Origin of the sequence: Qipengyuania psychrotolerans, from assembly GCF_019711355.1 — a bacterium.
GTDB lineage: Bacteria > Pseudomonadota > Alphaproteobacteria > Sphingomonadales > Sphingomonadaceae > Qipengyuania > Qipengyuania psychrotolerans.
The window spans coordinates 247,566-259,919 of record NZ_CP081297.1; the positions used below are offsets into that span (position 1 = coordinate 247,566).

At 60.2% G+C, this 12,354-nt stretch carries 12 protein-coding genes; 4 read left to right on the forward strand and 8 right to left on the reverse strand.

Annotation, left to right across the window (positions count from 1 at the left end; genetic code table 11):
* Positions 1 to 9: 9 nt before the first annotated feature.
* The 5 genes from K3166_RS01240 to K3166_RS01260 all read right to left on the reverse strand — a co-directional run bounded on the left by K3166_RS01240 (position 10) and on the right by K3166_RS01260 (position 5,894).
* Positions 10 to 1,101, reverse strand: a complete 1,092-nt coding sequence (locus K3166_RS01240) for a phosphotransferase family protein (RefSeq protein WP_221422905.1) — start codon at positions 1,099 to 1,101, stop codon at positions 10 to 12.
* Positions 1,101 to 2,189, reverse strand: coding sequence for a Zn-dependent alcohol dehydrogenase (locus K3166_RS01245; RefSeq protein WP_221422906.1), 1,089 nt, complete (start codon positions 2,187 to 2,189; stop codon positions 1,101 to 1,103). The genes K3166_RS01240 and K3166_RS01245 overlap by 1 nt, the downstream gene beginning before the upstream one ends.
* Positions 2,189 to 3,523 carry an acyl-CoA dehydrogenase family protein gene (locus tag K3166_RS01250; RefSeq protein ID WP_221422907.1) on the reverse strand — a complete coding sequence of 445 codons (1,335 nt, stop codon included), beginning with the start codon at positions 3,521 to 3,523 and terminating at the stop codon, positions 2,189 to 2,191. Before K3166_RS01250 ends, K3166_RS01245 begins: the two co-directional genes overlap by 1 nt.
* 74 nt (positions 3,524 to 3,597) lie before the next feature.
* The gene (locus tag K3166_RS01255; RefSeq protein WP_221422908.1) at positions 3,598 to 5,034 is read right to left on the reverse strand and encodes an MFS transporter; all 1,437 of its coding nucleotides are present in this window, start codon (positions 5,032 to 5,034) and stop codon (positions 3,598 to 3,600) included.
* The gene (locus tag K3166_RS01260; RefSeq protein WP_221422909.1) at positions 5,034 to 5,894 is read right to left on the reverse strand and encodes an SDR family NAD(P)-dependent oxidoreductase; all 861 of its coding nucleotides are present in this window, start codon (positions 5,892 to 5,894) and stop codon (positions 5,034 to 5,036) included. The genes K3166_RS01255 and K3166_RS01260 overlap by 1 nt, the downstream gene beginning before the upstream one ends.
* Before the next feature lie 181 nt (positions 5,895 to 6,075).
* Here K3166_RS01260 and K3166_RS01265 point away from each other — a divergent pair, with 181 nt between their 5' ends.
* From K3166_RS01265 to K3166_RS01280, 4 genes are read left to right on the forward strand one after another with little or no spacing between them, the layout of a single operon-like run.
* Positions 6,076 to 7,257 carry an acyl-CoA dehydrogenase family protein gene (locus K3166_RS01265; RefSeq protein WP_221422910.1) on the forward strand — a complete coding sequence of 394 codons (1,182 nt, stop codon included), beginning with the start codon at positions 6,076 to 6,078 and terminating at the stop codon, positions 7,255 to 7,257.
* A gap of 3 nt (positions 7,258 to 7,260) precedes the next feature.
* Entirely contained in the window at positions 7,261 to 8,400 is a 1,140-nt protein-coding gene (locus tag K3166_RS01270; protein WP_221422911.1) for an acyl-CoA dehydrogenase family protein, read from the forward strand.
* A gap of 14 nt (positions 8,401 to 8,414) precedes the next feature.
* Positions 8,415 to 9,221 (forward strand): SDR family oxidoreductase, encoded by an 807-nt coding sequence (locus K3166_RS01275; RefSeq protein ID WP_221422912.1) that lies wholly within the window; start codon positions 8,415 to 8,417, stop codon positions 9,219 to 9,221.
* Between the two features lie 20 nt (positions 9,222 to 9,241).
* On the forward strand, positions 9,242 to 10,546 hold the full coding sequence (locus K3166_RS01280; RefSeq protein WP_247714679.1) for an NADH:flavin oxidoreductase/NADH oxidase family protein: 1,305 nt from the start codon (positions 9,242 to 9,244) through the stop codon (positions 10,544 to 10,546).
* Positions 10,547 to 10,607: 61 nt separating this feature from the next.
* Here K3166_RS01280 and gmk read toward each other — a convergent pair whose 3' ends face one another.
* The 3 genes from gmk to K3166_RS01295 are packed head-to-tail and all read right to left on the reverse strand — an operon-like array spanning position 10,608 to position 12,286.
* On the reverse strand, positions 10,608 to 11,255 hold the full coding sequence (gmk, locus tag K3166_RS01285; RefSeq protein ID WP_221422913.1) for a guanylate kinase: 648 nt from the start codon (positions 11,253 to 11,255) through the stop codon (positions 10,608 to 10,610).
* Positions 11,256 to 11,312: 57 nt separating this feature from the next.
* On the reverse strand, positions 11,313 to 11,747 hold the full coding sequence (locus K3166_RS01290; protein ID WP_221422914.1) for a hypothetical protein: 435 nt from the start codon (positions 11,745 to 11,747) through the stop codon (positions 11,313 to 11,315).
* Between the two features lie 38 nt (positions 11,748 to 11,785).
* Entirely contained in the window at positions 11,786 to 12,286 is a 501-nt protein-coding gene (locus K3166_RS01295; RefSeq protein WP_221422915.1) for an SspB family protein, read from the reverse strand.
* Positions 12,287 to 12,354 lie beyond the last annotated feature (68 nt).

Consider the following 12,354-nt stretch of genomic DNA (forward strand, 5'->3'; position numbering starts at 1 on the left):
GTTGGCGCACTAGTCCATCCCTGCGGCGACAGCGAAATCATAGGCGCGGTCGACCAGCGGTCCTACCCGCTCGCTCATGTCTTTGGCATGGGCAGAGGACGCTGTTCCGTCGATCACGCGCTTTTTGATCCCCTGCATGATCCCGGCGAGCCGGAAGAGGTTATAGGCGAAATACCAGTCCATCGGGGGAACCGGATATCCGGTCCGCGCGACATATCGTTCAACCGCCTCGTCCTGGGTTGGGATACCGAGAGCTTCGAGATCCAGCCCGAGAACGCCGGCCCGGCCGTCTGCCGGGTTGTGCCAGTTGAGCATCAGATAGCTGAAGTCGGCAATCGGATCGCCCAGTGTCGACAGTTCCCAGTCAAGCACGGCCAGGACCTTGTTCTGGTCCTTCTCGAAGATGAGATTATCGAGCCGGTAGTCGCCGTGCACCACGCTGCTTTCGTGCTGCGGCGGGATGGTTTGCGGCAGCCATTCGATCAACCGTTCCATCTTGGGCATGTGTTCGGTTTCGGACAGCTTATACTGCTTTGACCAGCGCGCGATCTGGCGCGCGCAATAGTCGGTTGGCTTACCGTAGTCACCCAGGCCGATTTCATCCGGCTTGCGCAGGTGAAGTTCGGCCATGGTGTCGATCATAGCATTGTATATTTCGCGGCGATCGGCAGGTTCGACGCCGGGAAGGGCACCGTTCCAGAGCGAGCGGCCATCGGCGAGGCCCATGACGAAGAACTTGCTGCCCAGAACCTCGGGATCTTCGCACAGGCCGTAGGTCGTCGGTACCGGGAAACCGGTCGGCCCCAAGGCATGCATCGCCTTGTATTCGCGGTCGACCGCGTGGGCGCTCGGGAGCAGTTTTCCGAACGGTTGGCGGCGCAGGACATAGGACCGCGAAGGCGTGTCGATCCGGTAGGTCGGGTTCGATTGACCACCCTTGAATTTCGAATAGGAAATCGGCCCCTCGAAGCCTTCGACATTGGCTTCGAACCAAGCGGTGAGCTTGTCCATGTCGAGCTGGTCACGCTCGGGCACTTCGATGGTGCCGACCATTTCCTTGTCGAAATCGATAGCCTGTTCGGTCTTCGCGTCCTCTGACATCAGTCGAACACCACCACGCTGCGGGCCGAGGTGCCCTGTTTCATCTTCTCGAACCCGTCATTGATCTGCTCGAGCGGCATGCGTTCGGCAATGATGGTGTCCAGATCAAGCAGGCCGCGCATGTAGAAATCGACGAGGCGCGGCAGGTCGACCGGGAAATGGTTCATGCCCATGATCGCGCCTTGCAGCTTCTTGCCGGACAGAAGGTCCATCGCACCGAGGCCGACCTTGCAGTCCAACGGCATCATGCCGAGGATCGTGGCCGTCCCGCCGCGGCGAAGCAGTTTCACGGCGAGATCCGCCGATGCCTGCCTTCCGACAGCTTCGATCGCATGATGCACGCCGCCGCCGGTCAGCTTCATCACCTGGTCGACCGCATCACCTGCCATGGCATCAATCGCATGGGTTGCCCCAAGCACCATGGCCAGCTCGCGTTTTTCAGGAATTGGATCGAGAGCGATTACCTTGCCGGCGCCTGCGATCTTGGCCGCATTGATGGTGGCCAGGCCGACGCCGCCGCAGCCCACGACTGCCACTGTCTCTCCGGGTACGACCGAACACGCATTGAAAATCGCCCCGGCACCCGTTGTTACCGCGCAGCCGATGATGGCTGCACGGTCGAGCGGCATGTCCTTGTCGATGGCCACGCACGCGTTTTCATGAATCAGCATCTGTTCGCAGAACGCCGACAGGTTCAGCATCTGCGCGACGGGTCCGCTGCCATCGGCGCGCATGATCCTTGGCGAAGCACCCTGCGCACGGCGGGTGTCGGCGCCCATGCACAGCGCCATCCGTCCGGTCACGCAGAATTCGCAGTGACCGCAAAAGGCGGACAGGCAGGAGACCACGTGATCTCCCGGCTTCACCGTTTTCACTTCGCTGCCGACGGCGCGCACCACGCCGGCCGCTTCATGGCCCGGAATGGCGGGAAGCGGGTGCGGATAGGTGCCTTCGATGAAGTGCAAGTCCGAATGGCACAGGCCGCAGGCCTTGGTGTCGATCAGGACTTCGTGCGGGGCCGGATCGGCGAGTTCGACCTCGCCGATCGTCAACCCGCCAACCTGTTCGAGGATTGCAGCCTTTGCCATCAGCGCGTCGCTCCCATGTCGCCCGAACTCAGGCGCTCGTCTGCGCCCACCGGACCGCTACCGTCACGCAATGCGTTTGCGGTCGGCCCTTCCTTGGGCAGGTGCTTGGCAAATTCCATCCGTGCGATCGAGCGTGCGTGCACCTCGTCGGGACCGTCTGCCAAACGCAGGGTACGCTGGTGAGCATAGGCATTGGCGAGACCGTAATCGTCCGAAACACCGCCGCCGCCATGAGCCTGGATGGCATCGTCGATGATCTTGAGCGCCATGTTGGGCGCTTGCACCTTGATCATGGCGATTTCCTGCTTGGCGCTCTTGTTGCCGACCTTGTCCATCATGTCGGCAGCCTTGAGGCAGAGCAGGCGCGTCATATCGATGTCGATACGTGCGCGCGCAACCCGTTCTTCCCAGACCGAATGCTTGTAGATCGGCTTGCCGAACGCCTCGCGCTCCTGGAGACGGCTGCACATCTTGGACAGCGCTTCTTCGGCAACGCCGATGGTGCGCATGCAGTGGTGGATACGGCCCGGCCCGAGGCGACCTTGAGCGATCTCGAAGCCGCGGCCTTCGCCCAGGAGCATGTTCGTGACCGGTACGCGCACGTCCTTGAGTTCGACTTCCATGTGTCCGTGCGGCGCATCGTCATAGCCGAAGACAGGCAGGTGGCGCAGGATGGTTACGCCCTTGGCGTCCATGGGCATCAAGACCATCGACTGCTGGGCGTGGCGCTTGGCTTCGAGATCGGTCTTGCCCATCACGATGGCGACCTTGCAGCGCGGATCGCCCACGCCCGAAGACCACCACTTGCGGCCGTTGATGACGTATTCGTCGCCGTCGCGTTCGATACGCGTCTCGATGTTCGTTGCATCGGAGCTGGCCGTGAATGGCTCTGTCATCAGGAAGGCAGAGCGGATCTTGCCGTTCATCAGCGGATCGAGCCATTGCTCTTTCTGTTCGCGCGTACCGTAGCGGAAGAAAACTTCCATGTTGCCGGTGTCGGGCGCGGAGCAGTTGAAAACTTCCGATGCGAAACCGATGCGGCCCATTTCTTCGGCGCACAGGGCATATTCAAGATTGGTCAGGCCCGGGCCTTCGAAATCGAAGCTCTCGTCGACATGGTGATGGCTGTCATTGCGCGGCGGCATGAACAGGTTCCAGATGCCCTGGTCCTTGGCTTTGGCTTTCAGGTCTTCGACGACCTGGATCACTTTCCACCGTTCACCTTCGGCGTCCTGCGCCTTGTAGGTGGGAACTGCAGGTCGGACGTGATCTTCGATGAAGTTTTTCACCCGATCGCGCCAGTAGACTTGCCTCTCTGTGGGTTCGAAATCCATCGTGTAATCCTCTCTCTCAAAATAAGTTGCGCGGTGAAACTGGCAGAGCAAGCCAGCTGCGCCAAGTGGGAATCTCAGGGAACCGAAGTACCCGCGTCGATATCGCCGCGTGCGATCGCGTCGAGAGCGGCAATTCGCGCTTCGTGCTGCTCGCGGTCAATGGGGAAGCGGCCGAGCCAATAAGCGGCAAGGATTGCAAGCACGATCATGGCGCCGCCATAAAGCAGCAGCATGTTGCTCAGCACGTCGAACGACACTTCGCCGGGGCGGGCATTTTCCGGCATTCCGGCAAACTTGATTATCTGGCCAGTGAACAGAATGCCCACGCCCGTCGCGCATTTCTGGACGAACCAGTTGCCAGAATAAAAGCTGCCTTCAGCCCGCCGGCCTGTGCGTTCTTCGTAGGCCTCTACGATCTCTGCGATCATGGACGATCCGGAAATCATGACGATAATTCCGAAGAGGTTGGCGAAGACCAGGAATGCAAAAACCAGCGTGGTCGACAGGGCGCTTCCCGGTTCGGGCCACATCCCGGCCAGGAAAAGCCCGTAAGGGGTCAGGCCGAAAGCCACGGAGACTAGCGATCCGATCACTGCGCTTTTTGGTTTCCCCCAGTTTCGGTGCATGGGGCCAACCAGGAAAAACATGATGACCACGCTGGCGAACAGCACGATCGGATAGAGGATCAGTTCTGCACGGTCGAACTGCCAGACGAACAGGTTCACGTAATTCGTGATGGAGAACGTCATGCCCTGGCTGACATAGGCCGCAAGGCCGCCGGCGACGAAAATCAGGAAGGCCCGCTCCGAGAACGCATCGCGAATTTCGTCGAAACTGCCCTTGATGCTGAACGGGCCGGGACGCTTTTCGGGAAGCTTGGCGACGAGATAGTGCTGTCCCAGGGCCGAGCCGACGACGGAAACGAACATCAGGCCTGCGCCAAAGATACCGAAGAGGCTGTAACCGCCAGCCTGCAGCATTCCGTCCTGACCCGGCATGAAGACGGTATAGGCAAGAAGCATCATCGCGATCCCGCCAACCCATCCCGACAGGTAACGGTAACGGAACAGCGTCGTCCGCTCGTCATAGTCTGCGGTGATTTCCGGGACGAGGCTGACTGACGGCACTTCGCAGGCCGACAATAGCAAGCGCACAACGACCGCAATGCCAAGTAATTCCCAGAAGCTTGGAGTGCCGTCGATTACGGGATTCCACAGGACTGCCCACGCCAGGGCAAGCGGCAATGCCGCGGTGTAAAGCCACGGCAGGCGGCGGCCCCAGCGGGTGTAAGTGCGGTCGGACAAATTGCCCAGAATAGGGTCAATCACGGCATCGAATATGAGCGCTGCGCCCAGCGCAAGGCTGACCAGCCCTGCATCCATGCCGAGGACCTGGTTATAGAAAATGAGCAGGAAAAAGCTGAATCCGCTGTCCTTCACGCCAAAGGCTACGGCTCCGAAGCCATGAATGAATTTCAGCCGTTGGGGCAGTGGGCCTTCGACAAAAGCCATCAGTTGGTTTTGCCCGCTTTCTCCATGGCTTCGAGCGCTTCGAACATTCCGGGTTCCTCGGGATCCCAGGAATGCCGGGGGCCAAGAGTGATGCCGCCGTCGACGATGATGGATGTCCCTGTAACGAAGCTGGCTGCATCGCTGGCCAGATAGGCGACCGCTTCGGCGATGTCGCGTGGCTGTCCGCCGCGCGCAACCGGCTGGGCGTTCGAGGACATCTGGGCGATGACCTGCTTCGCCATGCGCTCTGCCTCGCCGGAAAATTCGAGGGTGGAGGTGAAGATATTGGTGTTGATGAAGCCCGGCTGCACTGCATTTACGCGAATACCGTACTGCGCCAGATCGGTGGCTGCACATTTCGTCAGATGGAGCACGCCGGCTTTCGCGACAGCATAGGCTGTGGGCGAATAGCCGGGACCGACCGCTGCCACGCTGGATACATTGACGATGCTTGCACCCTTGCGCCCCTTCATGTGGGGGACGGCATAGCGGATGCCCATGGCGACCGAGCGCATCAGGAGGTTGAACGTCTGGTCCCATTCCTCCGGCTCGATCTCGTCGATCGGTGCGCGCGCACCGCCCGCGCCGGCATTGTTGAAGACCACGTCGATCCCGCCCGTCTCGGAAGCGGCATGATCCATAAGCGCCTTGATGTCGGCCGGATCACACACATCGCAGCGACGAAAGCGTATGTCGCCCGGACCATTTGCCGCCAGGTCGGCTCCGCCATCGGCATCGATATCAGACGCGAAAACCACAGCGCCTTCGGACGCGAACAGGCGCGAAGCCTCGGCACCAATGCCTGATGCGGCGCCGGTGATAACCACGGTTTTACCGCAGAATCGGCCAGACTCGGACATGCTCACTCTCCCACGTTTTCCTCGCCTTTAAGCTTAGGGCAGCCATGCCTGTCGTCAACGTAATCTGCCTGACGCTACGGCATGGCGCTTTGCCGTGATCGCCCTTGCGGCTCGGGCCCGAATCACCCTAACGTAAACGTCAAGTTGCAAGGCTTGAGAGAGATAGAGAGAGGAGCCCCCGATGTCCGATCATGAAGCGTTCCGCGCCGAAGTGCGCGAATGGCTGGAAGCCAATTGTCCCCCCGAAATGCGCCAGCCCGTGCGCGATGAAGGTGATGTTTACTGGGGCGGCCGCAACGCCCAGTTCAAGAACGATGCCCAGAAGGCCTGGTTCGAAGCGTGCCGTGACAAGGGATACACCGTAGCGGAGTGGCCCAAGGCCTATGGAGGCGCAGGCCTCTCTCCGGCTGAAGGCAAGATCTTGCGGCAGGAAATGAGCCGCATCAACGCGCGCCCGCCGCTGTCCAGCTTTGGTATCTGGATGCTTGGCCCCGCGCTGCTCAAGTTCGGCACGGAAGGTCAGAAACAGAAGTTCCTCAACGAAATCGCGGCTGGAAAAATCCGCTGGTGCCAGGGTTATTCCGAACCGGGCAGCGGCAGCGATCTCGTATCGATGCAGACGTTCGGCGAAGACAAGGGCGATCACTGGATCGTCAACGGCCAGAAAATCTGGACGTCCTATGCCGATGAAGCCGACTGGATTTTCTGCCTCGTGCGCACCGACAAGGAAAACAAATACCAGGGCATCACCTTCATGCTGTTCGACATGGCGAGCGAAGGTGTCTCGACCAAGCCGATCAAGCTGATCAGCGGCAACAGCCCGTTCTGCGAAACCTTCATGGACGATGTGAAGGTGCCCAAGAGCTACGGCGAAGACACGCCGGGCTATGTCGGTGAAATCAACCGCGGCTGGGACGTTGCGAAATATCTGCTCGGCCATGAGCGCGAGATGATTTCGGGCGCTGGCGGCGGCGACCGCACTAGCGCGATCGGAGCTGCGATGACCCGTATGGCGGGCGAGCTCGACGCCGTCCTGCGCGCCGAAATCGCGATGTTCGATGTCGATGCGCTGGCTTACGGCGCGATGGGCGAGAAGTTTCTCGACGAAATGAAGGCCGGCAAGGGCCACCCTGCGCAGCCCAACATGATGAAATACGTCGGTACGGAACTGAACAAGACCCGTCACGAACTGATGATGGCGGCTGGCGGCAGCCGAGCTTTGGAATGGGAGAGCGAAGACACCGGCCGCGGCAAGCCGTCGCGCAACTGGCTTCGTACAAAAGCCAATTCGATCGAAGGCGGCACGAGCGAAGTCATGCTCAACGTCGTCGCCAAACGTATCCTCGACCTGCCGGGAGCCTGACCCATGCCTCTTTATCACGATGACGATCAGGCCATGCTGGCCGAAACCGCAAGTCAGTTCATGGCCGAAGAAGGCTCGATCGCGAAACAACTGCGCCATTGGCGTGACCGCGATTGCAAGGACGGCTTTGGCCACGGTCTGTGGAAGCAGTTTGCCGAAATGGGTTTCACCGGAATGCTGGTGGATGAAGACGATGGCGGCCTTGGAATGGGCAGCTATGAAGCCGGGATCGTGCTCGAGGAAATCGGACGCAATCTTACTCCGTCACCATTCCTCGCCAGTTCGGTGCTGACTGCTACCGCACTTAAGCATGCCGACAGCAATGCGCGCGGGCGGTGGCTGCCCGGCCTCATTTCCGGCGAACATGTCTATACGGTGGCGATTGACGAGGGCGCCAAGCATCGCCCCGAACGCATAACCACCAAGGCGGAAAAGTCCGGCAACGGCTTCAGGCTGACCGGCCAGAAGGATTATGTCCTCCACGGTGCCAGCGCCGATATGCTGGTTGTTGCAGCGCGCACCTCGGGCAGCGATGACGACAATGACGGCATCACACTGTTTGCCGTGCCCAAGGATGCCAGCAACATGAGCCATGACGCGGTCCGCCTAGTGGACAGCTCGATGGCGACCCATACGAAGTTCGACGGCGTCGAGCTGGACGGCGATGCCGTGATCGGCGAAGTCGATGGCGGACGCGAAGTCCTTAACGCCATGCTTATCGCTGGTCGCATCGGCGCTGCTGCCGAGGGTGTCGGCGTTGCCAGCGGCGCAATGGATATGACCGTCGATTACCTCAAGCAGCGCAAGCAGTTCGGCAAGCTGATCGGCGAGTTTCAATCGCTCCAGCACCGTGCGGCGCATCTCTATTCCGAAGTCGAGATCGCTCGCGCGGTCACGATGAAAGCTGCCCAGATGCTCGACGGCGGAAGCGAGAAAGCCGATCTGATGGCTTCTGTCGCCAAGGCAAAGGTTGCCAAGGCGGCAGGTCTGGCGGTCAAGGAAGGCGTGCAGATGCACGGCGGCATCGGGATGACCGACGAATACGACATCGGGCTCTACATGAAGCGTGACCGCGCGCTGCAGGAGTTCCTTGGCGATATGTATTACCACGCCGGCCGGGTGGCCGAAATGAGCGGCTACTGATCAGGAGAGACAGCATGAACCTCGAAGATATGTTCAGCCTCAAGGGCTGCAATGCGCTCGTCACAGGCGGAAGCCGCGGAATTGGCCGAATGATCGTGGAAGGCTTTCTCGCCGCTGGATGCGAGCGGGTTTACATCACCGCGCGCAAGGGCGGAGAATTGCACGAAACCGCCAGTGAACTTGGCGAGCGCGTCGTACCAATCCAGGGCGACATCTCGACCATGGAAGGCATTGAAGAACTGGTCCGCGAACTTTCGGACCGTGAAGACCACCTCGATATCCTGGTGAACAATGCCGGTGCCGCATGGGGAGCCGATTATCTCGACTTTCCCGAAGAGGGCTGGGACAAGGTGATGGATCTCAACGTGAAGACCCCCTTCTTCCTGACACAGAAGCTGCATCATTTGCTCACCGCCAATGCCAGCCAGGAAAAGCCGGGCAAGGTGATCAATATCGCCAGCATCGACGGCCTCAGGATCAATCCGTGGGAGACGTATTCCTATCAGGCATCCAAAGCGGCGCTTATTCACCTCACGCGCCGCATGGCTGCGCGGTTGGTGAAGGATCATGTCTATGTCACCGGGATCGCGCCGGGCGCATTCCCGTCCAGCATGAACAAGGTCGCCCGCGACCACGCCGAAGCCAGCGCTGCGGGCATTCCCAACAGGCGTGTCGGCGACAAGTTCGATATGGGCGGAAGCTGCGTCTATCTCGCCAGCCGGGCCGGAAACTACACCGTCGGCGAAACCATTGCGGTCGATGGCGGCATCGTGAATGCGCACCTGCCGACGCACTTCGCTGACCCGGCAGGCGGACGATAAAGAGTAGGGGCGGGGGGATCATGGCCATGCAAGAATTGTCCGACCCCCTTGTCCTTCCCTGCGGCGCCATATTGCCGAACCGTATCGCCAAGGGCGCGATGACCGAAGGATTGGCTACCCCTGACGGGAGGCCAACTCCCGAGCTGGAGCGGCTCTACGGCATCTGGGCCGATGGCGGTGCAGGGATGCTGCTGACCGGGAACATCATTGTCGACCGGGACCATCTGGAACGGCCCGGCAATGTCGTGATCGAGCGCGAGCCCGATGCCGACATGGCGTCGAGGCTGGCCAGCTGGGCAAAGGCCGGAACGCGCAACGGCACTCATCTGTGGGCGCAAATCAGTCACGGTGGGCGTCAGACGCCGAAACTGGTCAATCCGGCACCCAAGTCGTCCTCCGACGTGCCGCTGGCACTTCCCGGCGGGCAGTTTGGCAAGCCTGTTCCGCTCACTACGAGCGAGATCGCCGACCTGGCGAAGCGCTGGGCGGTTGCCGCAAAGGCCTGCAAGGATGCCGGGTTTACCGGCGTCCAGGTCCACGCTGCACATGGCTATCTGGTGTCGCAATTTCTCAGTCCCCGGGTAAATCTCAGGACGGATGGGTATGGCGGCACTCTCGAAAACCGGGCCCGCTTTTTGCTGGAAATCGTTGCGGCAACGCGCGAGGCGGTCGGGCCTGATTTCCCAATTTCGGTGAAGCTCAACAGTGCCGATTTCCAGAAGGGCGGCTTCGACTTTCAGGACAGCCTGCAAGTCGTCCAATGGCTGGAAGCGGCCAGCGTTGACCTGATCGAGATATCAGGCGGTACCTATGAACAGCCAAAGTTGATGGGCATCGAAGGGATGGAAGAAGAGGAGCAGCAAAATGTAGCCCCTTCGACTGCCGCCCGCGAGGCATATTTCGTCGATTTCGCCAAGGCGATGCAAGACGCTGTTTCGGTCCCTCTGATGGTCACCGGCGGTTTCCGCACCCGCGCTGCAATGGAGCAGGCGCTCGAAATTGGCGCCGCTGATGTTATCGGTCTGGGCCGCCCGATGTGTGTCCAGACCGACGCACCGGCGCGTTTGTTGAAAGGCGCGCAGGAAGTGCCGCGGTATGAGGATGATCTCGACCTATTGCCTGGATGGCTCGGCTTTTTGAAGCGCTTCCAGATGGTGAAAGCCGTGAGCGGGTTTGCCGGGATCTACTGGTTCTATCAGCAGCTCTGGCTGCTAGGCCATGAAGGCAGGACCGACGATCAATTCTCGGTCATGAAAGCCTTCCGGCTGGTCGAAGCCCGCAACAAGCGTATTATGAAAGAAAGGGCCGCAGCAAACTCCCCGTAGGACTGCCGCGAGGCGACCACGTGTTGGGCGATCTGCTTGCGAGCAGACCAACCGGTTCGCGTCAGCTCATCAATTCGCGAACGAAAGGGATCAGTCCGGTCTGCCGCTGGCGCTTCATGCGCTCGGCATCGAGAATTTCGCGAACTTTTGCAAAGCACGCGTCGACATCCTCGTTGATGACCACATAATCATAAGCGTCCCAATGGCTGATTTCAGCGCGGGCACGCTCCATCCGGGCATCGACCACGTCCTGCGCATCGGTGCCGCGGCTGCGCAGGCGGCGCTCCAGTTCAGCGATGCTTGGCGGGAGGATGAACACCCGGACCACGTCCTGCTGATCCTTCTGATACAGCTGCTGTGTACCCTGCCAGTCGATGTCGAACAGGAAATCCTGCCCTTCTTTCAACGCGCTACGAATCCGGCCTTTTGGAGTGCCGTAACGATAACCGAAGACAGGCGCCCACTCATAAAAATCGTCTTCTTCGACCATACGGTCAAAATCGGCATCGTCCACGAAGTAGTAATGGACACCATCCACTTCCCCCGGGCGCGGTGGGCGAGTGGTTACGCTGACCGAAAGTTTGATCTCGCTGTCAGCTTCCAGGAGCATCCGCGAGATAGTCGTCTTTCCGGCTCCGCTGGGCGAGGAAAGGATGAACATGAGGCCCCGACGGGCCAGCGCGTTTTGTGAAGAAGTGGATTCGGCCATGCGCGCTGTTGGCGCATCAAGTGGCAGTTGATCAAGCCCGCGAGGCCCGATTCCTTCCTAGCTGTCCGGATCGGCCTGCTTGCGAAGGCTCTTTTGGCCCGCCCGCCGAGATTTCCGGCGTGACTGACTGCGGTCGAACAAGACCTTAATCGCGAGGCCGGTCCCCACGACAAGCGCGCCCGGCACCGACTTTGTCGCGACTTTGGTTACGCCGTAAGCGGCGAGCGTTTGCACCAGCGATCGGTTTTCCACCGCGTCCTTGGCAAATTGCGGGCCATACTGGCGGCCCAACACTAGTTTTTCGACAGTAAGACGGGACATGCGGCCCACGCTGCGCAAGAGGATGTCATGGATGATGACATTGGTCGCGGGATTCGTGCTGGGCCCCGGCACGGGATCGTCATGCGCTGGGTTGCTGTCCGTCATCGTTTCGAGCGCGTCTGCTGCGCGGTCGGTGATGTGGTTCGGTTTGTTTTTCCTGGAAAAGCCCATGTCCTGCCCCTTGTCGGCGCGGGAATATGGCCGCGCTGTTATTTCTTTCGGCCGAAATCGACCGTGACGACGTTTGAGCCGTCTTCAGCACCTTCAACGGGTTCTGCACCGCCCTGTTCCTCGTCATTTCCGGCAGGATCGGTTGCAGCAGGCGCCATGTCGGCAACAGTTGCCTGGAATTGCAGGCCGAAATCTACCGCCGGATCGACGAATTGGGTAATTGCGGAATACGGAATATCGAGCGCGGCCGGGATCTGGTTGAAGGACAGGCCGACGCTGAAACCGTCCTCGCGAACGTTCAAATCCCAGAACTTGTTCTGCAGGACGATGGTCATTTCGTCAGGAAAACGTTCGCGCAGGCTGTCGGGAACCAATACACCCGGCGCATGGGTTTTGAAGGTGATGTAGAAGTGATGCGCTCCGGGCAGTTCACTGCCCCCGGCCTCGATTTCGCTCAGCACTCGGCCAACCACGGCGCGCAGGGCTTCCTGTACGATTGAATCGTACGGAATAAGGCTGTCGGGAGTATCGTCGCTCATGGGGCCCTAGGTGATACTCCAAGTGTCCCGGGTCAAGCGCTTTAAGCCAGTCTTTACCGCGCCAATAG